22 protein-coding genes and 1 riboswitch are annotated in these 24,879 nt (G+C 72.0%); of the genes, 9 read left to right on the top strand and 13 right to left on the bottom strand.

Annotation, left to right across the window (positions count from 1 at the left end; all coding sequences use genetic code 11):
* Position 1: 1 nt before the first annotated feature.
* Together ygiD and N799_RS05300 are read right to left on the bottom strand one after the other, a co-directional pair.
* The gene (gene ygiD / locus N799_RS05305) at positions 2-865 is read right to left on the bottom strand and encodes a 4,5-DOPA-extradiol-dioxygenase (protein WP_036208892.1); all 864 of its coding nucleotides are present in this window, start codon (positions 863-865) and stop codon (positions 2-4) included.
* 12 nt (positions 866-877) lie between these two features.
* Positions 878-1,651 (bottom strand): FHA domain-containing protein, encoded by a 774-nt coding sequence (locus N799_RS05300; protein ID WP_036208889.1) that lies wholly within the window; start codon positions 1,649-1,651, stop codon positions 878-880.
* A gap of 136 nt (positions 1,652-1,787) precedes the next feature.
* Here N799_RS05300 and N799_RS05295 point away from each other — a divergent pair, with 136 nt between their 5' ends.
* Positions 1,788-2,681 (top strand): pirin family protein, encoded by an 894-nt coding sequence (locus N799_RS05295; protein WP_425476953.1) that lies wholly within the window; start codon positions 1,788-1,790, stop codon positions 2,679-2,681.
* 4 nt (positions 2,682-2,685) lie between these two features.
* Here N799_RS05295 and N799_RS05290 read toward each other — a convergent pair whose 3' ends face one another.
* Positions 2,686-3,105, bottom strand: coding sequence for a VOC family protein (locus N799_RS05290; protein WP_036208882.1), 420 nt, complete (start codon positions 3,103-3,105; stop codon positions 2,686-2,688).
* A gap of 335 nt (positions 3,106-3,440) precedes the next feature.
* Positions 3,441-3,560: riboswitch (glycine riboswitch) on the top strand.
* Positions 3,561-3,623: 63 nt separating this feature from the next.
* On the opposite strand from N799_RS05290, the gene gcvP reads away from it, so the two are divergent.
* The 3 genes from gcvP (at position 3,624) to N799_RS05275 (ending at position 7,367) form a co-directional block, all read left to right on the top strand.
* Entirely contained in the window at positions 3,624-6,533 is a 2,910-nt protein-coding gene (gene gcvP / locus N799_RS05285; RefSeq protein ID WP_036208879.1) for an aminomethyl-transferring glycine dehydrogenase, read from the top strand.
* Between the two features lie 179 nt (positions 6,534-6,712).
* Positions 6,713-6,934, top strand: coding sequence for an AbrB/MazE/SpoVT family DNA-binding domain-containing protein (locus N799_RS05280; RefSeq protein ID WP_036208876.1), 222 nt, complete (start codon positions 6,713-6,715; stop codon positions 6,932-6,934).
* 7 nt (positions 6,935-6,941) lie between these two features.
* Positions 6,942-7,367 (top strand): type II toxin-antitoxin system death-on-curing family toxin, encoded by a 426-nt coding sequence (locus tag N799_RS05275; protein WP_036208873.1) that lies wholly within the window; start codon positions 6,942-6,944, stop codon positions 7,365-7,367.
* A gap of 30 nt (positions 7,368-7,397) precedes the next feature.
* Here the strand turns inward: N799_RS05275 and N799_RS05270 are convergent, their stop codons facing one another.
* Positions 7,398-9,725 (bottom strand): TonB-dependent receptor plug domain-containing protein, encoded by a 2,328-nt coding sequence (locus tag N799_RS05270; protein WP_036208870.1) that lies wholly within the window; start codon positions 9,723-9,725, stop codon positions 7,398-7,400.
* 166 nt (positions 9,726-9,891) lie between these two features.
* Here N799_RS05270 and N799_RS05265 point away from each other — a divergent pair, with 166 nt between their 5' ends.
* Positions 9,892-11,037 carry a phytase gene (locus N799_RS05265; protein WP_036208867.1) on the top strand — a complete coding sequence of 382 codons (1,146 nt, stop codon included), beginning with the start codon at positions 9,892-9,894 and terminating at the stop codon, positions 11,035-11,037.
* 89 nt (positions 11,038-11,126) lie between these two features.
* Complete coding sequence (locus N799_RS05260) at positions 11,127-11,429, top strand: hypothetical protein (protein WP_052101254.1); 303 nt, start codon at positions 11,127-11,129, stop codon at positions 11,427-11,429.
* Between the two features lie 54 nt (positions 11,430-11,483).
* Here the strand turns inward: N799_RS05260 and N799_RS14315 are convergent, their stop codons facing one another.
* The 3 genes from N799_RS14315 to N799_RS05245 all read right to left on the bottom strand — a co-directional run bounded on the left by N799_RS14315 (position 11,484) and on the right by N799_RS05245 (position 14,944).
* Entirely contained in the window at positions 11,484-13,490 is a 2,007-nt protein-coding gene (locus tag N799_RS14315; RefSeq protein ID WP_081974701.1) for a PAS domain-containing sensor histidine kinase, read from the bottom strand.
* A gap of 159 nt (positions 13,491-13,649) precedes the next feature.
* Positions 13,650-14,435 carry an anti-sigma factor family protein gene (locus tag N799_RS05250; protein ID WP_036208865.1) on the bottom strand — a complete coding sequence of 262 codons (786 nt, stop codon included), beginning with the start codon at positions 14,433-14,435 and terminating at the stop codon, positions 13,650-13,652.
* Between the two features lie 8 nt (positions 14,436-14,443).
* Positions 14,444-14,944 (bottom strand): RNA polymerase sigma factor, encoded by a 501-nt coding sequence (locus N799_RS05245; RefSeq protein ID WP_052101252.1) that lies wholly within the window; start codon positions 14,942-14,944, stop codon positions 14,444-14,446.
* Between the two features lie 194 nt (positions 14,945-15,138).
* On the opposite strand from N799_RS05245, the gene N799_RS05240 reads away from it, so the two are divergent.
* The 3 genes from N799_RS05240 (at position 15,139) to N799_RS05230 (ending at position 18,235) form a co-directional block, all read left to right on the top strand.
* Entirely contained in the window at positions 15,139-16,425 is a 1,287-nt protein-coding gene (locus N799_RS05240) for a S8 family serine peptidase (RefSeq protein ID WP_036208861.1), read from the top strand.
* Positions 16,426-16,539: 114 nt separating this feature from the next.
* A complete protein-coding gene (locus N799_RS05235) occupies positions 16,540-17,328 on the top strand; it encodes a hypothetical protein (protein ID WP_036208858.1) in 789 nt (262 codons plus the stop codon).
* Positions 17,329-17,389: 61 nt separating this feature from the next.
* Positions 17,390-18,235 carry a hypothetical protein gene (locus N799_RS05230; RefSeq protein ID WP_036208854.1) on the top strand — a complete coding sequence of 282 codons (846 nt, stop codon included), beginning with the start codon at positions 17,390-17,392 and terminating at the stop codon, positions 18,233-18,235.
* Positions 18,236-18,309: 74 nt separating this feature from the next.
* Here the strand turns inward: N799_RS05230 and N799_RS05225 are convergent, their stop codons facing one another.
* The 6 genes from N799_RS05225 to miaA all read right to left on the bottom strand — a co-directional run bounded on the left by N799_RS05225 (position 18,310) and on the right by miaA (position 24,862).
* On the bottom strand, positions 18,310-19,602 hold the full coding sequence (locus tag N799_RS05225) for an adenylosuccinate synthase (RefSeq protein ID WP_036208852.1): 1,293 nt from the start codon (positions 19,600-19,602) through the stop codon (positions 18,310-18,312).
* Positions 19,603-19,786: 184 nt separating this feature from the next.
* On the bottom strand, positions 19,787-20,650 hold the full coding sequence (gene hflC, locus N799_RS05220; protein ID WP_036208849.1) for a protease modulator HflC: 864 nt from the start codon (positions 20,648-20,650) through the stop codon (positions 19,787-19,789).
* Positions 20,647-21,759 carry an FtsH protease activity modulator HflK gene (gene hflK / locus N799_RS05215; RefSeq protein WP_036208848.1) on the bottom strand — a complete coding sequence of 371 codons (1,113 nt, stop codon included), beginning with the start codon at positions 21,757-21,759 and terminating at the stop codon, positions 20,647-20,649. The genes hflC and hflK overlap by 4 nt, the downstream gene beginning before the upstream one ends.
* Positions 21,760-21,888: 129 nt before the next feature.
* A complete protein-coding gene (gene hflX / locus N799_RS05210; protein WP_052101251.1) occupies positions 21,889-23,274 on the bottom strand; it encodes a ribosome rescue GTPase HflX in 1,386 nt (461 codons plus the stop codon).
* An 83-nt stretch (positions 23,275-23,357) separates the two neighbouring features.
* Complete coding sequence (hfq, locus tag N799_RS05205; protein ID WP_036208844.1) at positions 23,358-23,639, bottom strand: RNA chaperone Hfq; 282 nt, start codon at positions 23,637-23,639, stop codon at positions 23,358-23,360.
* 200 nt (positions 23,640-23,839) lie between these two features.
* A complete protein-coding gene (miaA, locus tag N799_RS05200) occupies positions 23,840-24,862 on the bottom strand; it encodes a tRNA (adenosine(37)-N6)-dimethylallyltransferase MiaA (RefSeq protein WP_052101264.1) in 1,023 nt (340 codons plus the stop codon).
* Positions 24,863-24,879 lie beyond the last annotated feature (17 nt).

The following is a 24,879-nucleotide window of genomic DNA, read 5'->3' as shown; positions in this document are numbered from 1 at the left end:
CTCAGGTGTTGGTCTCGTCGGCCGGCACGTCGTCGGGCAGCGGCGCGGCGCCGGGCAGTGCGTCGCCGGTTTCGGGGCAGGCGCAGCCGACGCCGTAACTGGTCATCGACAGCGAGCCGTAGGCGTAGCCGTCCACCAGCACCTGCGCCGGGGTGCCGGCCGCGGCGGCGGCGCCGGCGATGTAGAGCACCGGCAGGAAGTGCTCGGGCGTGGGCGCGGCCATCGCGTAGTCGCGGTGGGCGACCAGCGAGTCGGCCTCGCCGGGGCGCTCGGTCAGCACCGCGCGGGCGTGCTCGTCGAAGCGCCGGGCCCAGTCGAAGCCGGTGTCGGGCTGGGCCCAGTCGATCGCGCGCAGGTTGTGGACCACGTTGCCGCTGGCCATCAGCAGCACGCCGGCCTCGCGCAGCCGGGCCAGCCGGGCGCCGAGTTCGAGGTGCCACTGCGGTGGCTTGAGTGCGTTGATCGACAGCTGCACGACGGGGATGTCGGCGTCGGGGAAGGCGTGCACCAGCACCGACCAGGTGCCGTGGTCCAGGCCCCAGCCATCGAGGTCGCGGCCGACGAAATCCGGGCTGGCGAAGTCGGCGACCTCCTCGGCCAGCTCGGGCAGCCCCGGCGCCGGGTATTGCACGTCGAACAGCGCCTGCGGGAAGCCGAAGAAGTCGTGGATGGTGCGCGGCCTCGCCATCGCGGTGACCGCGGTGGCGTTGACGTACCAGTGCGCGGAGACCATCAGGATCGCCCGTGGCCGCGGCACCGAGGCGCCGAATGCCCGCCACGCCTCGGTGAAGCGGTTGCGCTCCAGCGCGTTCATCGGGCTGCCGTGGCCGAGGAAGGCGGCGGGCATGGCGACGTTGCGCTTCATCCGGCTGCGGGCTCAGGCCAGCAGGTAGGCGGCGATGCCGGCCGCGACCACCGCCAGTGCCGCCAGCACCGGCATCACCCAGCCCGGCTGGCCCGAGTCGTCCCGCGCGGGCCGGCGCGCCTCGTCGGCACGGGTGTTGGACACCACCCGGAAGCGCAGCGTGTCCATGCCGATCTCGTCGCCGGTGCGCACCTCGGCGCGGACCACGCGGCGGCCGTTGACGAAGCTGCCGTTGCTGGAGCCCATGTCCTCCAGCACCAGATGGCCGTCGCCGGGCAGCAGCCGGGCGTGCAGGCGCGACAGGCCGGAGTCCTCGACGGTGACGGTGCATTCGGGCGCGCGACCGAAGGTGACCACGCCGTGCACCGGCACGTTGCGGCCGAACAGGCTGCCGGCCACGCAGCGCAGCACGAACTCCGGCACCACCGGGCGCACCGTGGTGGCGCCGAGGTCGTCGTTGGCCGGCGGCAACGCCTCCAGCGCATCGCCGGCGGCCGGCAGCACGGTGCCGACACCGGCCAGCCGCGCCTCGATGCCGCCGAGGGCGACGCTGTCGCCGGGGCGCAGCGCGATCAGGCCGTCCACCCGGCGGCCGTTGACCTCGATGCTGGCGCCCTCGGGCACGTCCAGCATCACGCCCTGCGCGGTGACGTGCAGCTGGCACAGGCGCGGGGCGATGTCGGGGCGGTTGATGACGACCTGGCCGTGCGGGTCGGAACCCACCCGGTTAACGCCGGCATCGAGCAGGACCTGCGGGTGTTCCCCGCCGGGAAAGACCAGTTTCATCGAACCCCCTGTAATGGATGCCGGGCCGGTGGCCATCGGCGGATCGTTTCTGGTCCGTCAGCAACGCCGCGTGATGATACGGGTTGCCCCCCGCCGGGGCACCATGGGGCACCGCAGACCGGAGGACGCACGCATGCTGGACATGGTGATCGACCAACGCCGCCGCAGCCTGGGCGGGTTCGAAGTGGGCCGGGTGCTGCCGTTCGCCAAGCGGCGGATGGTCGGGCCGTTCGTGTTCTTCGACCACATGGGGCCGGTGGATTTCGCCCCCGGCATCCCCGACGACGTCGACGTGCGCCCGCATCCGCACATCGGGCTGTCGACCATCACCTACCTGTTCGACGGCGAGATCATGCACCGCGACAGCGTCGGCTCGGAGCAGCCGATCCGCCCCGGCGAGGTCAACTGGATGACCGCCGGCCGCGGCATCACCCACTCGGAGCGTTTCGAGCAGGCCCGCGCGCACGGCGGGTCGCTGGACGGCATCCAGGCGTGGGTGGCGCTGCCACGGGCCGACGAGGAGATGGACCCGGCGTTCGACCATTACGGCGCCGGCGTGCTGCCGGCTTTCGACGAAGGCGGCGTGCGCGGGCGGCTGGTGGCCGGCAGCGCCTACGGGCTGGTGTCGCCGGTGAAGACGCGCTCGCCGCTGTTCTACCTGCATTGCGAGCTGGCCGCCGGCGCCACCTTCGCCCTGCCCGACGACCACCGCGAGCGCGCGGCCTACGTGGTCCGCGGCAGCGTCGAGGCCGCCGGCGAGCGGCACGGCGAGGGCCGGATGCTGGTGTTCAGCCCCGGCCGCCCGGCCGCGGTGACCGCCTGCGAGGGGACGCTGCTGATGGTGCTCGGCGGCGAGCCGCTGGGCGAGCGGTTCATCGAATGGAACTTCGTGTCCAGCTCGAAGGAGCGCATCGAGCAGGCCAAGGCCGACTGGCGCGCCGGCCGGATGAAGCTGCCGGACCTGGACGACGGCGAGTGCATCCCGCTGCCGGGCGACCCGGAGCGGACGCCGGCGAACCCGATGTCGTGAGCGCTCAGGCGTCCGGCGGGCCCTTCAGCTCGACCACGTTGCCCTCCGGGTCCTGCAGGTACTGCGACGGCCCGTCGCCCTCGGCGCCGTAGCGGGAGCCGAACTCGCCGACGGTGGCGCCATGCGCCTGCAGGTGGGCGACGATCGCCTCGCGGTCGAACGGGTCTACCCGCAGGCACAGGTGGTCCATGTTGTGGCCCTCGGCGCCCGGGGCGGCCCCGCCCATGCGGCCCAGCTTGCCGTCGACGTCGACCAGGTCGATCAGCGAGGCGCCGGCGCGCAGCTGGACCAGGCCGATGCCGTCCTGCCGGCGCTCGACGGTGCAGCCCAGCACGTCGCAATAGAACGCCTCCAGCGCGGCGGGGTCGCGGGCGCGGATGACGACGTGGTCGATCTGGCGGAGGGTGAATGGGGGCTCGGACATGGCGCGGGCTTCTTGATAGGCCGGGGCGCCCGTGGGAGCGACGTGAGTCGCGACCTGGCCGAGGTCGCGGCCGGTCGGCGGGTCGCGACTCACGTCGCTCCTACAGGCGCCTCGTGGGTGGGTCGACGTCGAGGTCGAGGCGGTGGGTCGAGGGTCGGGCAACGGGGGCGGCGGCGCAACGGTGCGGGCCGGGACGGACCATCCCGTCCGGCTCCGCTGAGGCCTATAATCGCCGGGTGATCCACCAGCCGGTGGGAGAAGCGGCCAGCCCCCGGGCCAGGCCGCTGCCGAAGGCGCAACGCCCGTAATCGCTCAGGCCCCCGTACCACCGGCTGTGAAAACACTCTGGAGAGACCGGTTCAATCCGGCGCCGAAGGTGCACGAAGCGACCCTCCCCCCGCTGCCGTCACGGAGCCCGCTTCCGAACTCTCAGGCAAAAGGACAGAGGGGCGCCCCGCGTGCTGCACCGCGCGCGTAGCATTCCGCCGCCTCCCTGCCCTGCCGACCAGAGTCCCGCCATGACCCAGAACACCTCCCTGCGTTCGCTCGAGCACCACGATGCGTTCATCGAGCGCCACATCGGCCCCAACGACGCCGAAATCGCGCAGATGCTGCGCGTGGTCGGCCACGACTCGCTGGAGTCGTTCACCGACGCCATCGTCCCCGGCTCGATCCGCTCGGCCGAGGCGCTCGCCCTGCCCGAGGCGATCAGCGAGGTAGAGGCGCTCGCGAAGATCCGCGGCATCGCCAAGCGCAACCAGGTGTTCCGCAGCTTCATCGGCCAGGGCTACGCCGGTACCCACACGCCGAACGTCATCCTGCGCAACATCCTCGAGAACCCGGCCTGGTACACCGCCTACACCCCGTACCAGGCGGAGATCTCGCAGGGCCGGATGGAAGCGCTGATCAACTTCCAGACCATGTGCGCCGACCTGACCGGCATGGAGATCGCCAACGCCTCGCTGCTCGACGAAGGCACCGCGGCGGCCGAGGCGATGACGCTGGCCAAGCGCTCGGCGCGGTCGAAGTCGAACGTGTTCTTCGTCTCCAACGCCGTGCACCCGCAGACGGTCGAGGTGCTGCGCACGCGCGCCGAGCCGATCGGCATCGAACTGGTGTTCGGCGACGAGTCCGAGGCCGCCACCACCGAATCCTTCGGCGTGCTGCTGCAGTACCCCGACACCTACGGCCGCTTCGGCGCCGACTACCAGGCCATCAGCGACGCGGTGCACGCGCGCCAGGGCCTGGTGTGCGTCGCGGTCGACCTGCTGGCGCTGACGCTCATCGCCGCGCCCGGCGAATGGGGCGCCGACATCGTGGTCGGCAACACCCAGCGCTTCGGCGTGCCGTACGGCTTCGGCGGCCCGCACGCGGCGTTCATGGCCTGCCGCGACGCCTACAAGCGCTCGATGCCGGGCCGCCTGATCGGCGTGTCGGTCGACGTGGAAGGCAACAACGCCTACCGCCTCACCCTGCAGACCCGCGAGCAGCACATCCGCCGCGAGAAGGCGACGTCCAACATCTGCACCGCGCAGGTGCTGCTGGCGGTGATGGCCTCGATGTACGCGGTCTACCACGGCCCCGAGGGGCTGGTCCGCATCGCCCGCCGCACCCACCGGCTGGCCGCGATCCTCGCCGGCGTGCTGCGCAAGGCCGGCGTGACGGTCGGCGATCAGTTCTTCGACACTCTGCATGTCACCGGCATCGACGCCGGCGCGCTGCACCATCGTGCGCAGCAGGCCCACATCAACCTGCGCGTGATCGACAACGGCAGCCTCGGCATCGCGCTGGATGAGACCACCACCCGCGAGGACATCGCCGCGCTGGCCGGCCTGTTCGGCGCCGAGATCACCGATATCGACGCGCTCGACACCGCTACCGCCGACGCGCTGCCGCAGGGCCTGCTGCGCACCAGCCGCTTCCTGACCCACCCGGTGTTCAACACCCACCACTCCGAGCACGAGCTGCTGCGCTACATGCGCTCGCTGGCCGACAAGGACCTGGCGATGGACCGCACGATGATCCCGCTGGGCTCGTGCACGATGAAGCTCAACGCCACCGCCGAGATGCTGCCGATCACCTGGCCGGAGTTCGCCAACATCCACCCGCTGGCGCCAGCCGCGCAGACGCAGGGCTACAAGGAGCTGATCGACGGGCTGGAGGCGATGCTGGTGGAGGTCACCGGCTACGACAACGTCAGCCTGCAGCCCAACTCCGGCGCGCAGGGCGAGTACGCCGGCCTGCTGGCGATCCGCGCCTACCACCGCGCCCGCGGCGAGGCCCAGCGCGACATCTGCCTGATCCCCGAGTCGGCCCACGGCACCAACCCCGCGTCGGCGCAGCTGTGCGGCATGAAGGTGGTGGTGACCAAGTGCGACAAGGACGGCAACGTCGATGTCGAGGACATCCGCGCGCAGGCCGAGAAGTACTCCGACCGCCTCGCCGCGATCATGATGACCTACCCGTCCACCCACGGCGTGTTCGAGGAGGACGTGGTCGAGATCTGCGAGATCGTCCACAAGCACGGCGGCCAGGTGTATACCGACGGCGCCAACATGAACGCGCTCGTCGGCCTGGCCAAGCCGGGCAAGTGGGGCTCGGACGTGTCCCACCTCAACCTGCACAAGACCTTCTGCATCCCGCATGGCGGCGGCGGCCCGGGCGTCGGCCCGTGCGCGGTCAAGTCGCACCTGGCCCCCTACCTGCCACGTGCGCTGGGCGGCGACGGCGTGCGCACCCAGGGCGTGGGCGAAGGCGCCGCGGTGTCCGCGGCGACCTTCGGCAGCGCGTCCATCCTGCCGATCAGCTGGATGTACATCACCCTGATGGGCCGCGAGGGGCTGCGCAAGGCCAGCCAGGTGGCGATGCTCAACGCCAACTACGTGGCCCGCAGGCTCGCCCCGCACTACCCGACCCTGTACACCGGCCGCAACAACCTGGTCGCGCACGAGTGCATCCTCGACCTGCGCCCGCTGGAGAAGGCCACCGGCGTGTCGGCCGAGGACGTCGCCAAGCGCCTGATCGACTTCGGCTTCCATGCCCCGACGCTGAGCTTCCCGGTGGCCGGCACGCTGATGGTGGAGCCCACCGAGAGCGAATCGATGCACGAGCTGGACCGCTTCTGCGACGCGATGATCCAGATCCGCGAGGAGATCCGCGCGATCGAGGACGGCAAGCTCGACCGCGGGGACAATCCCCTCAAGCATGCCCCGCACACGGCCGCGCAGGTCTCGGCGACCGAGTGGACCCACGCCTACCCGCGCGAGCTGGCGGCCTTCCCGCTGCCGGTGCTGCGCCAGCAGAAGTACTGGCCGCCGGTGGCGCGCGTCGACAACGTCTACGGCGACAAGAACGTGTTCTGCAGCTGCGTGCCGATCAACGAGTTCGCCGGCGAGATCGAGGCGTTCAGCGAGCCGATGGTGTCCTGACGGCTGCCGCCGGACAGCAGGACCAGGGGCCCCGCCAAGTGCGGGGCCTTTTTTGTCTGGCGAGGTCGTCGCGTACTGCGGCCCTGCCGGTGGCGACTGGCGTCGCTCCCGGATTCCACGGGTTGCCCGGCACGCGGCGTCGGTATAACGTCCGTAATAACCGAACTGGACCGCCCGACATGAAGCTCAAGATCACCGCCATCGGCAACTCCGCCGGCGTCATCCTCCCGAAGGACCTGCTCTCGCGCCTGCGGCTGGAGAAGGGCGACGAGCTGTTCGCGATCGAGACCCCGGACGGCGTGCGGCTGACCACCTACGACCCCACGCTGGCGGCGCAGATGGAGGTGGCGGAAAAGGTCATGCGCGAGGACCGCGCCGTGCTGCACAAGCTCGCGCAGTGAGCGGCCGATGATCATCTGGATCGAAAAGCCGCTGGCGCTCGCCATCCACGACCGCCAGCTCGCCGAGCACGGCGGGCAATCCGGGGTACGGGACGAGGCGTTGCTCGACTCCGCGCTGGCGCGTCCGCGCCAGTTGCACACCTACGGTGACCCGCCGCCGGACATCGCCGCGCTCGCGGCCAGCCTCGCGTACGGACTGGCACGCAACCATCCGTTCCTGGACGGCAACAAGCGAACCGCCCACGTCTGCTACCGCACCTTCCTCGCGCTCAACGGCGTGACGCTGGTGGCACGCGACGAAGACAAATACGTGGCCATGCTCGCCCTCGCCGAAGGCTCCCTGTCCGAGGCCGACTTCGCCGACTGGCTGCGCCGCCACACCGCGCGGCCCGAAGGCGACGCGGTGCACGAGGGCGCCGCGCGCTACGGCTGAGCCGCGCCCGCCACGCCCGGCCAGCGCCGGTCAGAACGCGTAGCGCACGACCATCTGGTACACCGGCCCGGCGACTTCCGACTCGAGTTCGTACTCGTCGTAGTCGCGCTCGATCTGGTCGCCGAGGGTGTCGAACTTGTGGAACACCTCGTCCTTGGACGCGTCCAGCAGGTTGGTGCCGGTCAGGCGCACCGACCAGCTGCGGCCGAAGCGATTCTCGACGAAGGCCTCGAGGTCCTCGCCGTAGGCGGTCGTCACCTCCTCGGCCAGCAGGCGCGCGTAGGCGTTGCCCTGGTCGCGGTAGCTGACGCCGAAACTCATGCCCAGCGTTGGCAGATCCTGGATGAAACCGATGTTGAACACCGAACGCGCCTGGTCGTTGAAGCGGCGCTCGCCGATCGCGTCGTCGACGCGGCTGTCCAGCCACGAGTAGTTGAGGAACACGCCGGTGTCCGGCAGGCCCAGCGCGTCTAGCGGCGTCGACAGGTCGAGCTCGACACCGAACACCTCGCCGTCGCCGACGTTGGCGGCGGTGTAGACGAAGCTGTCGGGGTCGAACACCGGGTAGCCCGGCGTGGTCGGCCCGGCGCCGGGGTTTCCGTCGACGAAGTCGGCCACGTCGTCCTCGTGGTCCTCGACCGCGCTCTCGCTCGGCTCGCCGGTGCTGACCAGCTCGATCAGGTCGCCGACGTCGCGGTAGAACAGGTTGACGCCGACCACGCCGCGCTTGCCGAGGCGGTGCTCGAAGCCGAGGTCGAGCCCGACCGCGGTCTCCTGCTCCAGCATCGGGTTGCCGATGAAATCGTTGTCGCCGTACTCGCCCTCCAGCAGCACCGGGGTGAGGTGGTCGAACGACTGCCGGCGCACCGTGCGGGCCAGCGACAGGCTCAGGCGGTCCTGCCCGGTGATGTTCCAGCGCAGGTGGGCCGATGGCAGCAACTGGTTTTCGTCCTGCTCGAAGCCCGCGCCGTCGGCGTCAATGCGGATGTCGGTGGTCTCCATGCGCAGGCCGGTCTCCCAGTCGAGCCGGCCGGCGCTGCCGGACAGCATCAGGTACGGGTCGAGCCGGTCCTCGCGGATGTCGGTCACGGTGGCGTCGAACTCCGCGTACGGCGGCAGCGGCTGGCCTTCCGCGTCGGCCTCGACCTCGCTGGTGCGCTGCTCGAACCGGCGCTCCTTGCGCAGCGCGTCGATGCCGAACTCCAGCTCGGCCGCGCCCACCGGACGGCGGTGCGACACGCTCGCGCCCGACTCGTCGTCGCGCAGCGCCACCAGCCGGCGCTCGCCCTCGTACCCGTCCCACGCCGGCGGTGTCTCACCGTCGTCGTACCCGACCTCCACCTCGGTGCCGACGGTGTCCTCGTCGAAGCGGGCGAAGCTCACGCCGAACGCGGTCTCGCCACCGGCCATGTCGAACACGTAGTCGCCCTTGAACGCGAAGTTGTCCTGGCGGATGTCCTCGAGCTGGTCGTTGACCGACAGCAGGTTGTCGCGGGCGGTGCCGACGGGCACGTTGTACTCGCGCGAGTGTTCGGTCTCGGTTCGGTCCGTGCGCACGTACAGGCCCGACAGCGACAGCCGGCCGACATCGCCGACATCGCGCACGTACGACAGGTTGAACGAGGTGTCGTCGCCGTCGCGGATGTCGGACTGGTCCTCGCGGTTGTCGAATTCGCCGCCCGGCGCGGCGTAGCGCAGGCTGGTCTTGCGCTTGGGGTTGTAGCGGCCCTGATGGCTGACGCCGGCCAGCACGCGGCCCTCGCCGACCGCGCCGCTGGCGACCGCCGCCACGGTCGGCGTGACCTCGCCGTCGTCGAAGCGCGACGCACCCAGACGCACGTAGCCGCCGTCGAACTCGTAGGCATCGCGCAGCACGATATTGATTGCGCCGGCCACGGCATCGCCGGAGCGGTTGGCGCTGGCGCTGCGGACGATCTCGACCCGCTCCACCACCTCCGCCGGGATGCGGTCGACAAAGAACGAGCGGTCGTTGCCGCCGCCGGGCACCTTCTTGCCGTTGATCAGGATCTGGGTGTAACCGGCACCGAGGCCGCGCAGGCGGGCGCCGTCGTACTCCAGCACGTCCGACACGAACGCCACGCTCGGCACCCGCTTGAGCATGTCGCCGACCGTGCGCGGCTCGAACTTCTGGAAGTACTCGACGCCGTAGCTCAGCGTCGGTGCGGTGGCGTCGCTGCGGTCGCGGTAGACGGCCTGCCCGGTGACCTGCACCGCGTCCAGCTCGGTCGCGTCGGCGGCGGGGCCACCGGCCTGCTGCGCGTGCACGGCCGGAACCGCGATCAACGAGGAAACAGCCAGCGCGCGGGCAAGGCCGACGGCGAGTGCATTGGGCGTCATGGAGGACTCTGGTGGCCGGAAAGCCGCCACGATCGGCGACGAACATGGCGGAACGATGACCGCGCCGGCGCCGCGCAAGCGCCGTCACGCAAGGCACGCCGATGTCGCGGGGCTGTCATCCGGCGGTGATAGAAACGCCACCTCACTGTCACCCGGACGCCACCCGATGCCCGCCCGCTTCGCCCGCCTTCCTTTCGCCGTCGTTTGCATCGCCACCCTGCTCGCCGCCTGCGCCACCGCGCCGGCAGACCGCGAGCCCGACCACCACGACGAAGACCCGATGCTGACCGATGCCGGCGTCGCGTACGAGACGGTCACCGAAGCCTTCATCACCGCCCGCACGCCGGACGACAACGTCGACTCGCCCGCGTTGTGGCGCGCCGCCGACGGCCGCACCCTGCTGCTGGCCACGGCCAAGGCGACCGGCCGGCTGATGGCCTACGACGGCGACACCGGCGCGTCACTGGCACCGGTCGGCCGGCCGGGCGTCGGTGCGGGCGGGTTCGACCGTCCCAACGGCATCTTCGTGGTCGACGACCTGGTGTTCGTGGTCGAGCGCGACAACCACCGCGTGCAGGTGCTGCGGCTGCCGGAGATGGAGCCGCTCGGCCAGTTCGGCGCGGGCGAACTCCGCCAGCCCTACGGCATCTGGCTGCACGCGACCGCGCCGGGCGAATACGACGTGCGCGTGACCGACGCCTACATGGCCGGCGTCGACGCCCGTGGCGACGACATCGTCCCGCCGCTGGCCGACCTGGACGAGCGCGTCCGCCGCTATCGCGTGCGCATCGACGGCGACACCGTGCGGGCGACGCCCGCCGGCACCGAAGGCGACACCACCGCCGCCGGCGCGATCCGTATCCCCGAGTCGATCTGGGGCGACACCACGCACGGCCGGCTGCTGGTCGCCGAGGAGGACACCGCCACCGGCACCGCCCTGCGCGAGTACAGGCTGGACGGCCACTACGCCGGCCGCACCATCGGCGAAGGGCTGTTCAAGGCGCAGGCCGAGGGCATCGCCCTGTGGCAGTGCGACGACGGCAGCGGCTACTGGCTCGCGACCGACCAGTTCAAGGACCGCAGCCTGTTCCACGTGTTCGACCGCGAGAGCCTCGCGCACCTTGGCGCGTTCGCCGGTGCCACCACCGCCAACACCGACGGCGTCTGGTTGCACCAGCCCGGCACCTCCAACTTCCCCGCCGGCGTGTTCTACGCGGTGCACGACGACATGGCGGTGGCCGCGTTCGACTGGCGCGACATCGCCCGTGCGCTGGACCTGCGGACCGGTTGCACGGCGGTGGCGCGAGGCTGAACGGCACGTCTGCGGCGCCTTGCCGGCTTCACGGCGGCATTGCGAACGCCAACCTAGCGTAGGGCCTCCCCCAACCGACGGAGACCACCATGGCCCGCATTCCGGAGCAGCAGTACACCGAACACTTCCGCAACAACTACCAGCAGGCGAGCTACTACAACACCGCCCGCAGCTGGGACGACTACGAGCCGGCCTACAAGTACGGCTACACCCAGTACGGCCAGCGCGAGGGCCAGCGCTTCGAGGAGGTCGAGAACGACCTGGAGCGCGGCTGGGAGGCCACCAAGGCGAACTCCCGCCTGGCCTGGAACGAAGCGAAGGAAGCGGTTCGCGACGGCTGGCACCACATCGAGCGGGCGATGCCCGGCGACGCCGACCGCGACGGCCGCTGAGCCACGCCGGTCGACGAAGGCCCCGCTCCGGCGGGGCCTTTCCATGTCCGGCAATCAGCGCTCGACCGGCAACCGCAACACGAAGCTCGACCCTTGTCCCGGTCCGTCGCTGTGGGCGGCGAGGCTGCCACCGTGCAACTGGGCGAGGCTGCGCGCCAACGACAGGCCGATACCGAGACCACCGCCGGAGCGCGCGGCCGAACCATCGGCCTGGACGAACAGCTCGAACACCTGCTCCAGCAGTTCCGGCGGCAGGCCGATGCCGGTATCGGTCACCCGGATGCACGCCTGCGCATCGTCGCCGTCGCCTTCGCGGTCGATCTCCACCACGATGCGTCCACCCGCCGGCGTGAACTTGGCCGCGTTGCTGACGAGGTTGGCGACGATCTGGGTGACGCGCAGCGCGTCGCCGCGCACCCGCAGCCCGGGCGCGCGGTCGATCACCTCCAGCCGGTTGCGGCTCTCCGCGACCGCGCCTGCGGTCTGCTCGACCGCCACGGCCACCGCCTCCACCAGCACCACCGGGGCAAGGTGCAGGCGGGCCTGGCCGCGCGTCACCCGCGAAACGTCCAGCAGGTCCTCGACCAGTCGCCGCATGTGCTCGGCCTGGCGCTCGATCACGCCGGCGGTGTGGCTGACGGTGTCCTGCCGGTCCGGCGCCATCTTCAACAGTTGCGCGGCGTTGGCGATCGGCGCCAGCGGGTTGCGCAGTTCGTGCGCCAGCGTCGCCAGGAACCGGTTGCGCTGGTCGTCGGCGGACCGCAGCGCCTGCTGGCTCTCCTCGAGCATCTGCTGCACGCGCTTCTGCTCGTGGATCAGCGTGCAGGTGCCGATCCAGCGCAGCAGCGCGCCATCGGCGCCAGGCACCGGCAGGCCGCGCGCCAGCACCCAGTGATGTTCGCCGTGGCGGTCGCGCAGCCGGTATTCGACCTCGTAGGGGTCGCCGGTCGCTACGCTGGCCTGCCACGCGGCGAGCGCACGGTCGCGGTCCTGCTCGTGCACGCGGCCGACCCAGGCGTGGCCACCGATGGCGCCCCGGCCATCGCCGGTGAACTCGTACCAGCGGCGGTTGAAGTACTCGACCTCGCCATCCGGGCGCGTCGACCAGACCATCTGCGGCAGCAGGTCGGCGATGGTGTGGAAGCGCGATTCGCTCTGCCGCAGCGCGTCCAGCGCGGTCTCGCGGTCGGTCACGTCGGAGCCCTGCACGAAGATGCTCTCGACCGCGCCCGATGCGCCGCGCACCGGCTGGTAGACGAAGTCGACGAACACCGTGCGCGGCAGCCCGTCGATGTCGTTCAGCTCGACCGGGACGCTGCGCCCGACGAACGGCCGCCCGGTGCTGCGGACCTGGTCGAGCAGTTCGAAGAACCCCTGCCCGCTCAGCTCCGGCAGCGCCTCGCGGACGCCGCGGCCGATCAGGTCGCGGCGCCCGACCAGTTGCTCGTAGGCGTCGTTGGCCAGCTCGAACACGTGGTCGGGCCCGCGCAGCACCGCGATGAAGCCCGGCGCCTGCTCGAACAGGTCGGTCATGAAGCCTTCCCGCGCGGCCAGCCGCAGGTTGTCGCGCTGCACGCTGGCGGCGCGCTCGAACACGCCTTCGGACAGTTGCTCCATCGTCGGGCCGGCCGCGGCGCGCGCCTGGCGCACTTCCTCGCGCAGCCGCTGGATGGCGGTGACGTCGGTGGTGTGCTGCATCACCGCGGACACCGCGCCGTTCGCGTCGCGCAAGGGCGTGTGGGTGGCGCTCCAGTAGCGCACCTCGCCGGACGGCGCATCGCCGTCGCCAACGCGGTACGGGATCAACGCAAGCACGTCGCGCTCGCCGGTCGCGAACGCGCGCTCGATCGACGCACGCAGCTGCTCGACCTGCGAGCTGCCGTCCGGGTTGCGGGTTCCGGGGAACACGTCGAACAGGCAGCGCCCGATCAGTTCGTCGCGGCTGCGCCCGGTCAGTTGCGCATACGCCTGGTTGGCCTCGATGAAACGCAGCTGGCGGTCCAGCACCATGTAGGCGTTGGGCGACGACTGGAAGAGTTGCTCACAGTTTGGAAGCGGCATGCAGGCTCGGGCGGCGGGGCGACGGCGGTGGGTCGCCACGGGTTCTCCGCGTCGCGGCCCACCATGACAGCGAGCCACGCATGATGCCGGGGCGCGGGCATGGCGGCGTGATGACCGCGGCGGCGACGCGTGCGCGTGAGGGCGGTCGCAGGCGCCCGGTCAGCGCCAGCCGGCGTCGCGCGCGGCCCGTTCGGCGGCGGCGTCGAGCGGCTCGCCGTCGATGCGTGCGTCGACTTCGGCCAGCACCGACGGCGGCAGCGGCGACGACGCCAGCCGCAGGTCGCCGCCGGCCGGCTCGCTGGCGCCGGTGGCGGTGACCCGCCAGCCACCGTCGCCGCGGCACGCCAGCCCGGCCAGCGCGCGCGACTCGACCACGAAGGTCCGGCAGTAGCGGCCGTCGCGGTCGCGGAAGCTGAAGCCGACATCAACCGCGGCGTCGCCGGCGCTGGACGCGAGACGCGCATCGAGCGCCGCGGCCAGCGCGCCCTGCGCGACCAGCCCGCCCTCGCCGACGTCGATCAACTCCGCCGGACCGTCCGGTCGCAGCCACGGCGCGACCAGCACGCCCAGCGCCAGCGAGGCGGCCAGCGCGGCGAGCGTGGGCCAGCGGCGGGCGCGGCGCGCGGGTCGGTCCGCCAGTGCGGGTGTATCGGCCGGGCGGCGGCCCTGTCGTCCGCGGGCGGCGTCGAGCGAGGCGACCGTGGCCGAGTCGTTTGGAGCGTCCGTGGCCCGGGTGGCGAGCGCGGCATCGCGCAGGCGCGCCGGCACCGGCTCGTCCATCACCGGCGCGAACGCCCGCCGCAACTGCTCGCGCAGCGCCCGCTGGGCGGCGACAGCGGCCGCGACCTGCGGGTCGTCGCGCATCGCCTGCTCCACCGCGGCCACGGCGCCGGGGTCGAGCTCGCCGTCGACGTAGGCCATCAGGATGTCGTCAGTGATGTTCATGGGGTCGTTCACCGGTTGCCGCCAAGCAGGCGCTGCAGGGTGTCGCGGCCGCGCGCGAGCCGGCTGGTGACGGTGCCGACCGGCACCTCCAGCGCCGCCGCGGCCTCCTTGTAGGAAAGCCCCTCGACCAGCACCAGCGCCACCGCGGCGCGTTGTTCCTCGGGCAATCGCATCATCGCCGCCTCCACCGACAGCAGGTCCGAATGGGCATCGACGCCGGCGTGGCCGACGTGCTCGCCCTCCTCTTCCGGCGCGAACACCCGCCCGCGCCGCCGGCGTGACCGCACCTCGTCGAGCCAGGCGTTGCGGACGATGCCGAACAGCCACGGCTCCAGTCCCTGCTCCGGGCGCCATTGCGACGCCCGCGACAGCGCGCGCTCGACGGCGATCTGCACGGCGTCGTCGGCGTCGTGCGGGTTGCCGGCGAGGCCGCGGGCGAACCGCCGCAGCCGCGGCAGCAGGTCGCACACGCACTGTTGCAGTTCAGGCAGGGATTCGGGGGCGGTCATCGATTGATACGTCCGGGGCGGCGGTTTTCTTCCGCCGGTCCTTGTCTCCGTTCATCGTCGGGCGGGGTCGCGACGGTAGGCTGTCGGTCCCGCCCCGGCCGCGGGGCCGGCGACACCCGCCGCTGGCGCCGGATGCTAGCACCGGCGCTGTCGCAGGCCGGACCGTGCCATCCCGTCCACCCGGAACACCGCCCATGCCCGATCCGCGTCCGCTGTTGCGCCCTGTGTTGCCGCTGCTGCTGTGCCTCCTGGCATGGCCGGCGCAGGCGCAACTGGCGGGGCTGCCCGGCGGCGGCCTGCCGACGACCCTGCCGCAGGTCCGCGACACCGTGCAGCGGCTGCCGCGAACCGTGCGCGACACGATCCAGGCGGTGCCGGTGCGGACGCCGACGGTCGAGCAGCTGCTGCGCCGCCACCCGGCGCGGGTCGAGCTCGACCCGGCCGGAGCGCCGGTGGTGCGCAGCGAGGTGGTCGCGATCGACCCGGCCGCGGCCGCGCTCGAACTTGCGCGCGACGCCGGGTTCGACGTCGGCCGCACCCGCTCGCTGGAACCGCTCGGCCTGCGTCTGGTGGTGCTGCGCGCGCCGGACGGGCTCGGGACCGCGGCGGCGCTGGAGCAGCTGCGCCGGCTCGACCCGGCCGGCACCTACGACTTCAACCACCTGTATTTCGGCTCCGGCGCTGTCGGAACCGGTACCGGTGCTGCTGCCGGCACCGATGTCGCGGCGACGGGCGGCGGCGTCCGCGTCGGCCTGGTCGACAGCGGTGTCGATGCCGGCCACCCGGCAATGGCCGGCGTCGACGTGCGGCACTGGGGCTGCGACGGGCGGGTCGTGCCCGACGGCCACGGCACCGCGGTCGCCTCGCTGCTGGTCGGTGGCGAAGACGGCGGCGACGGCGGCACCCTGTTCGCCGCCGACATCTACTGCGGACAGCCGGCCGGCGGCGCGGCCGACGGTTTCGCCGAGGCGATGGCATGGTTGGCACAACAGGACGTCGGCGTGATCAACATCAGCCTGGTCGGCCCGCACAACGCGCTGGTGCAGCGCGCCACCGCGGCATTGGCGGCACGCGGCCACGTGCTGGTCGCGGCGGTCGGCAACGACGGGCCGGCGTCGCCGCCGCTGTTCCCGGCGGCCTATCCCGGCGTGATCGGCGTGACCGCGGTGGACCCGCGCGGCCGGGCGCTGCCCGAAGCCGTGCGCGGGGCGCAGGTCGACTTCGCCGCGCGCGGCAGCCAAGTGCGCGCGGCCCGCTCCGGCGGCGGCTGGACCACGGTGCGCGGAACCTCGTTCGCCGCGCCGCTGGTGGCGCGCGCGGCGGCGCACGGGCTCGGCCGGCGCGACGAAGCGGTCGCCCGGAAGGTCCGCGAGCGGCTGGCGGTGACCGCGCGCGACCTCGGCGAGGACGGCCGCGACGACACCTACGGATTCGGCCTGGTCGAGGCACGACCGGCGGTCGCCGCCGGCGGGTCCCGCTGAACGAATCCTGACTACGGCCGGTCGGCCTGCCGATCCGGCGGAAGAAATCCGCCGCCCCGTTCGTAACCCCTCCAAGCGCTGCGGAATGGCCGCGGCGAAACGGAGACGCGAACGATGAATTCCAAGCCCCTGATCCATTCGATCCTGTTCACCGCCCTGCTCGCCGCCGCCCCTTCGGCGTTAGCACAGCAGGCTTCGGGCAATGCGGACGCCGCCGCCCGCGCCGAGGCCGCTGCCGCCGCGCAGGGCGACATCCGCGCCGAGCAGCTCGCCGCCCACTACGCCGACGTCGCCGGTTCGACCGAGGCCGCCGCCGCGCAGGTGTCGCGCCTGCAGTCCGCGTCGGCCGCGGCGGGCGCCATGGCGTACGGCGAAGTCGACACCGCGATGGCGCTGTCCGCCGCGCTGGTCGAATCGGGCGCCGCCGGCAGCTTCGATGCCGCGGTCGACACCGTCGCCGGTCTGCGCGCCGAAGGCATGGGCTGGGGCCGGGTCGCCCAGCGCCTCGACCTCGACCTGGGCGCCGCGGTCAGCACCGCGCATCGGGTCGATCTCGCCTCCCAGGCGGCGGGCACGGCCACGGCCGGTGCGGCGGTGGTGGGCCAGGCCCGCGCCGGCGCCAACGCCGCGGCCGATGTGGCCGTGGGTGCCGCCGGTTCGCTGGTGGACGGCGTGCGAGCGGAGGTCGACGAGGCCGGCAGCGCCGCCGCGCGCACCCGCGTCGATGCCGGCGTGCAGGTGGGCATCGACGCGCGCGGCAACGCGACCGCCCGCCCGGCCGGCGCCGATGCCGGCGCGCGCGGCAGTGTCGGGCTGGATGTCGGGATCGGTGCCGGGACGCCGGCCCGTCCGGAGCGCCCGGTGTTGCCGACGCGTCCGGTGCTCGGCGGCGGCCTGCTGTAACCCACCCGTGCCGTCGAGCGTCTCCGGGCGCTCGGCGGTCCGCCCACAGCGGAGCCAGCCGATGATCCGATCCAGACTTCCCCATAGCCCGCGTCCGCTTGCGGCGCCGGCGCTGCTGTCGGCCCTGCTGGCCACCTGCGGCCTCGCCCACGCCGCCGATGGCGCGTCGTTCGGCATAGGAGCCGACTACAGCCGCGGCGACTACGGCACCGGGCTCGACACCGGAATCCTCTCCATCCCGGTCTCCGCGCGCGTGCGCAGCGGCAACTGGACCTTCGGCGCCAGCGTGCCGTGGCTGCGCGTGTCGGGCGACCCGAACGTGCTGCCGACCACCGGTCCGGTCGACAACCTCAACCCGCTCGGCCGTGGCCGCGACGGACTGCTTGGCGGCGGTTCGTCCGAGGATGCGGACGGCGGGTTGCAGCGCGGCACCGCCTCGGGCATCGGCGACGTCACCCTGGCGGCGACATACGCGGTACCGACCGGCAGCGCGCTGGGCGTCGAACTCGGCGCCAGCGCCAAGATCGCCACGGCCGACGAGGACAAAGGGCTGGGCACCGGCGCCAACGACTACGGCGTCAGCGTCGGCCTCCACCGCGACTTCGACGGCACGATGCTGTTCGGCGGCGTCGGCCACACCTGGCTCGGCGACTCCACATGGATCGATGTCGACAGCGTGGTCGGTGGCAACCTCGGCGTCAGCCGGCAGGCCGGGCGCGGCCGGCTGGGCGCGATGCTCGAACACCGCAGCGCCAGCGCCGAAGGCCTCGACGACCGCCGCGACGCGGTCGGCTTCTACACCCTGCCGACCGACGCCGGCGGCAGCGTGCAGGTCTACGCCGGTCGCGGGCTGTCCGACGGCAGCCCCGACTGGAGCGCGGGGATCTCGATCCGCAGCGGCTTCTGAGTCGCGCCGCCGCGAGGCACGCACCGCAATGAAAAAGGCCCCGCGCGTGCGGGGCCTTCGTCATGCGGGCGGGCTCAGGCCCAGGGGTCCTGCAGGATGATGTTGGCGTCGCGGTCCGGGCCGGTCGACACCATCGCCAGCGGGCAGCCCGACAGCTCCTCCAGCGCGCGCAGGTAGGCACGCGCGGCCGGCGGCAGCTTGTCCCACTCGGTAATGCCGTGGGTGCTCTCCTCCCAGCCCGGGAACTCCAGGTACACCGGCACGCACTCGTCCCAGCCCTGGGCGTCGAGCGGGGCGTACTCGGTCTGCTTGCCGCGGTACTGGTAGCCGATGCACATCTTCAGCGTCGGCATGCCGTCGAGGATGTCGAGCTTGGTGATGCACAGGCCGCTGATGCCATTGATCGCCACCGCCCGCTTGAGCGCGACGATGTCGATCCAGCCGCAACGGCGCGGGCGGCCGGTGGTGGCGCCGTACTCCTGGCCGCGGTCGCGGATGCCCTGGCCGACGTCGTCATGCAGCTCGGTCGGGAACGGGCCGCCGCCGACGCGGGTGGCGTAGGCCTTGGCGATGCCGAGCACGTAGTCGATCGAGTCGGCGCCGACGCCGGTGCCGGCGAGCGCGCCACCGACGGTGGTATTGGAGCTGGTGACGTACGGGTAGGTGCCGTGGTCGATGTCCAGCAGCGAGCCCTGCGCGCCCTCGTACAGCACGCGCTTACCCTGCTTGCGCAGGTCGTGCAGGATGCCGGCGACATCGGACTTCATCGGCTCGACGTACTCGCCGAACGCCAGCGCCTCGTCGAGCGTCTGCTGGAAGTCGACCGGCTCGACCTTGAGGTACTGGGTCAGCACGAAGTTGTGGTAATCGAGCGCGGCGCGCAGCTTCTCGGCCAGTTGCTCGGGGTAATGCAGGTCGGCGACGCGGATGCCGCGGCGGGCGACCTTGTCCTCGTAGGCCGGGCCGATGCCGCGGCCGGTGGTGCCGATCGCCTTGCCGCCGGCGGCCTTCTCGCGGGCCTGATCGAGGGCGATGTGGTACGGCATGATCAGCGGCGTGGCCGGGCTGATCTTCAGGCGCGAGCGGACTTCGACGCCCTCGGCCTCGAGTTCGGCGATCTCCTTCTGCAGCGCGCCCGGGTGCAGCACCACGCCGTTGCCGATCAGGCACAGCGCGCCTTCGCGCAGGATGCCCGAGGGGATCAGGTGCAACACGGTCTTCTTGCCGTTGATCACCAGCGTGTGGCCGGCGTTGTGACCGCCCTGGAAGCGCACGACCGCGCCGATGTCCTGCGTCAGCAGGTCGACGATCTTGCCCTTGCCTTCATCGCCCCACTGGGCACCGAGAACGACGACTGACTGACCCATTGCTTTGCTCCTGGCGTGGCGGGCGGCGGTGTGGGGGCCGCCCGGGCGGATGGTCCGCGCATAGAAAAAGCCGGGCGGGGAATGCCCCCAGCCGGCTTTTGTGCATTATCCGGGTTTCCGGGGGCCGGGGCCAGTGGCCGGTGCGACGGCGCCCGGCCCGGCCATCCCCGGCCCGCGGCCGGCCTCAGCGGTCGCTGCCGAGGTACTGCAGGAAGGCGTCGTCGCGGTCGAGCACGATCACGCCGTTGCCGTCCTCGAAGGACTTGCGGTACGCCTCCAGGCTGCGCTGGAAGGTGTAGAAGCCCGGGTCCTTCTGCGCCGCCTCGGCGTAGATCGCGGTGGCCTCGGCGTCGCCCTCGCCGCGCAGGCGCTGGGCGTCGCGCTCGGCCTCGGCCAGGATCACCGCGCGCTGCTTGTCGGCCTGCGCACGCACGGTCTGGGCCTGCTCGGCACCTTCCGCGCGCAGGCGGCTGGCGACCTCGTGGCGCTGGGCGCGCATGCGGCGGTAGACGTCGGTGATCACCTGGCTGTCGGTCGGCAGGTCGATCTGCTTGATCCGCAGGTCGACGATCGCCACGCCGACGGTCTCGGCGCCCTTGTTGATCGCGGCCAGCTGGCTGTCGATGATGTCGGAGCGGTTGCCCGAGACGATCTCCTTCAGCGTGCGGGCGTTGATCTCGTTGCGCAGCGAGTCCTTGATGATCGGCGCCAGGCGGGCGATCGCGATGCTCTCGTCGCCACCGGTGGCGCGGTAGAACGCACGCTCGTCCTCGATCATGCCGACCGCGAAGAAGTCGACGCTGACGTCCTTGCGCTCGGAGGTCAGGTAGCGCTCGGGCTCGGCGTCCAGCACCTGCAGGCGCTGGTCGAACACCATCGCGGTTTCCACCAGCGGCCACTTGAAGTGCAGCCCCGGGTCGATACCGGTGCGCGCGACGCGGCCGAGGTTGAGCACCATCGCGACCTGGCCCTCGCGGACCACGTAGGTCGAACCCATCAGCGCCAGCAGCACGGCCACGGCGACCGCCACCCATGCGGAGTACTTCATCGGATCACCTCCTCACGGCCGGTGCGCGGGGTGCGCCCGGTGCGGCTGCCGCCGGTGTCGGCCGGCGCGGTGCTGGTGACCTCCGGCGAAAGTGTTTCGGGGGTCAGCATCGGCGCGCGCGCGGCGGAACCGCCCTGCCCGCCGGCGTTGTCCATCGGCACGTAGATCAGCTGGCGCGAGTCGCCGCCCACCACCTTGCGGGTGCCGGCCAGGACCTCTTCGACAGTCTCCAGCCACAGGCGCTTGCGGGTGACCTCCGGCGCGTCCTGGTACTGCTCGACCAGCAGCGAGAAGCGGTCGGCGTCACCCTGTGCGTTGGCCACCGCGGCGGCCTTGTAGCCCTCGGCGACGGTGCGCACGCGGGCGGCCTGGCCGCGCGCCTCCGGCACCACCTGGGCGGCGTAGGCCTGCGCCTCGCTGATCAGGCGGTCCTTGTCCTGCTGGGCGCTGTTGACGTCGTCGAAGGCCGGCTTGACCTCCTCCGGCGGGCGCGCGTTGGGCAGGTTCATCTCGGTCACGACCAGGCCGGTGCGGTAGGCGTCGAGCGAGGCCTGCAGCTGCTCGCGCGAGGACACCGCCAGCGCGTTGCGGGCGCCCAGCACGGTGTCCAGTGTGGAGCGACCGACCTGCTCGCGCACGGTGCTCAGCGCGGCCTGCTGCAGCATCGCGTCGGCGTCGCGGGTGCCGAACAGGTACTGCTGCGGGTCGCTGACGCGGTACTGCACGTTGATGTCGACCTGCACGATGTTCTCGTCGCGCGTCAGCACCGGCACGTTGGTGCTGAAGGTCTTGATGGCGGTGGCGTTGACCTTGGCGACGGTCTCGATCGGCCACGGCAGCTTGAAGTGCGGGCCGGGCTGCAGCACCCGGGCGACCTCGCCGAAACGCAGCACCACGCCGCGCTGCTGCTCGGTGATCAGCACGAAGCAGTTGAACACCAGCCACAAACCGACCACCAGCAGCACCCAGCGGCCGACCCCGCCGCCGTTGCCGCCGAACAGGCCGCGCAGCGACTCGAGCACGCCATCCAGCGGGTTGTTGCCACCGGGCCGTCGCCGCGGCGGCCGGCCGCCGCCGGAATTGTCACTGCCAGGGGTGTTCCAGGCCATGCCTGCTCCTCGAAAGTTGGGTGCGACGGGCGCGGCAACCGGACGGTGCGTGCGATCGTGGCGGATGCATCGGCTGCCGGCGCGGGTCGCGCAGGCGATCGTCGATTCTAGGTGGGGGGGCGGACGGCCTCAAGCAAGCCCGGCGCGGAAGTCCGCATCCGGATTGACGCGCGCGAGCATGTCGGCGTCGAGCAGCGGCAGCAGCACGTCGCCGTGCGGCTGGGCGTACAGCCGCAGCGCATCGGACTCGGCCAGGTCCACCTGCAGCTGCCAGCCAGCCTCGCCGGCCTGTTCGGCACGCACGGCGCCGAGTTCGTGCAGGCGGGCACGCAGGCGGCCGGCGCCGGGCGGCAACTCGATGACGCCGGCGACGTGGCGCAGCTCCAGTGCCTCGCCGATGGCGGTGCGAAGCAGGTCCATGCCCTGCCCCTCGCGCGCCGAGACCCACGCCCGCAGGTGACCCTCGGCCGGGCGGTCGATGCGCGGATGCGGCCGGGTGGCCGCCGAGCCGGTGCCTGCGTCGGCGTCCTGGTCGTCGGCGCCTTCGCCAAGGCGGTCGATCTTGTTGAACACCAGCACCTGCGGCAGGTCGCCGGCGCCGATCTCGCGCAGCACCTCGTCGACCTGGCGGATGCGCTCGTCGCGCAGCGGGTCGGCGGCGTCGACCACGTGCAGCAGCAGGTCGGCATCGCGCGCCTCGGACAGCGTGGAGCGGAAAGCGGCGACCAGTTCGTGCGGCAGGTCGCGGACGAAGCCGACGGTGTCGGCCAGCACCACCCCGCCACCCGGCAATTCGATGCGTCGCACGGTCGGATCGAGAGTGGCGAACAGTTGGTCGGCGGCGTACGCGCCGGCGCCGGTCAGGGCATTGAACAGGGTCGACTTGCCGGCGTTGGTGTAGCCGACAAGCGCGACCCGCGGCAGCTCGCTGCGCATCCGCGCGCGGCGCTGCTGGTTGCGCTGCACTTCGACCTTGTCGAGCCGCTTCTGCAGTTGCTCCAGACGCTTCTGCAGCAGCCGGCGGTCGGTCTCCAGCTGGGTTTCACCCGGGCCGCGCAGGCCGATCGAACCACCGCGCTGGCGCTCCAGGTGGGTCCAGCCGCGCACCAGCCGCGTCGACATATGGCGCAGCTGGGCGAGTTCGACCTGCAGCTTGCCCTCGTGGCTGTGGGCGCGCAGGGCGAAAATGTCGAGGATCAGGCCGGTGCGGTCGACCACCCGGCGCTGCAGCGCGCGCTCGAGGTTGCGCTCCTGGCCCGGGCCGAGCGGATGGTTGACCAGGATCAGATCGGCGTCGCTGGCTTCGGCGGCGGCCCGGACCTCCTCCAGCTTGCCGCTGCCGATCAGCATGGCGGCGTTGGGGCGGTCGATGCGGGCGGTGACCACGCCGGCCACGGTGGCACCGGCCGACCGGGCGAGGTCGGCGAACTCCTCCAGCAGTCCCTCGTCCGGCGGGCCACCGGCGTGGGGCTGGATCAGCAGTGCGTGTTCACCCTTGCGGGAACGTTCGAACAAGGAGGGGATCTCGGGGGCGCGGGGCCGTCAGCCCGTACATGGTGCGTCCGGCCCGGAAAAACAAGCCCGCCCCGCCGCTCCGCTCATTCGTCCCCGGGCTGCTCGTCGGCGTGGCCGTTGCCTTCGCCGGAGTGCACGTAACCGCCACCCGGACCGACCCGGACGTTGCGCGCGGGCACCACCGTGGAGATTGCGTGCTTGTAGACCATCTGGCTGACGGTGTTGCGCAGCAGCACGACGAACTGGTCGAACGACTCGATGGTGCCCTGCAACTTGATGCCATTGACCAGGTACACCGACACCGGCACGCGTTCACGGCGCAGTGCGTTCAGGAAAGGATCCTGCAAGGACTGTCCCTTGGACATTCGAAATTCCCCCGACTTTTTAGGTTCTAGTTATGGACGGCGCCCGCTGGCGGCCGCATCGCCGACCGTTGTCCCCACGACGGCAATGGACCGATGGTAGCGCAACCGCGGCGGCGGAATAGGCCCGGCGCAGGTGGATCGCGGGTTTCGTGACCGCGGCCGGGAGTGCGGGTTGTCCGGACGTGGGTGGCCGCGCAGATTCAGCGGCTGGCGGCCGGCTCGGCGTTGGCGGCACCCTCGCTCGGCAGGAACATGGCCAGCGCCTGCTCCAGCCCGTCGCGCCTGCCCAGCGGATCGAACCAGCGGGCGTCGAGTTCACCGCGCAGCCAGGTGAACTGGCGCTTGGCCAGTTGCCGGGTGGCGAAGATCGCGCGGTCGCGGAAGCCGGCGGCGTCGGTGGCGCCGTCGAGGTGCTCCCACGCCTGCCGGTAGCCGACCGCGCGCAGTGCCGGCAATTCCAGTGGCGCCGGGTGCGATTGCAGTTCCGGCAGCGCGCGCAGGCGGTGCACCTCGTCGAGGAAGCCGGCATCCAGCATCAGGTTGAATCGCCGGGCGATGCGCTCGTGCAGGACGGCGCGGTCGGCCGGCGCCAGCACCAGCTTGAGGACGTGGAACGGCAGTCGCGGCGCGGGCGGTTCGTCGCGCCACTCGCTGATGGTGCGGCCGGACAACTGGTACACCTCCAGCGCACGCTGGATGCGCTGGGCGTCGGTGGCGTGGATGCGGGCGGCCGCGGCCGGGTCGATTGCGACGAGGTCGGCATGCAGCGCCGCCCAGCCACGCGCCGCGGCGTCTGCGGCGATGGCCGCACGGGTGTCCGGGTCGGCCGAGGGCATCGCCGACAGCCCCTGCAGCAGCGCGTGGAAGTACAGGCCGGTGCCGCCGGCGAGGATCGGAATGCGGCCGCGCGCGACGATGTCGTCAAGCGCGCGGCGGGCGTCGGCGGCGAACTCGGCGGCCGAGTACGGCTGCCAGGGTTCGCGGATGTCGACCAGGTGGTGCGGCACGCGCGCCAGTTCGGCCGGCGTCGGCTTGGCCGCGCCGATGTCGAGGCCGCGGTACACCAGCGCCGAGTCGACGCTGACGATCTCGCCGCCCAGGCGCTCGGCCCAGTCGATCGCGAGCGCGGTCTTGCCCGACGCGGTCGGGCCCATCAGGGCGATGGCCCGTGGCCGTGCCGGCGGACGGGAACCATCCACCGCCTGTCCGCCTGCGCTCGCCATGGCCGCCCGGAGCATCA

Origin of the sequence: Lysobacter arseniciresistens ZS79, from assembly GCF_000768335.1 — a bacterium.
Lineage (GTDB): Bacteria > Pseudomonadota > Gammaproteobacteria > Xanthomonadales > Xanthomonadaceae > Novilysobacter > Novilysobacter arseniciresistens.
This window is presented reverse-complemented; position numbering and strand designations above follow the sequence as displayed.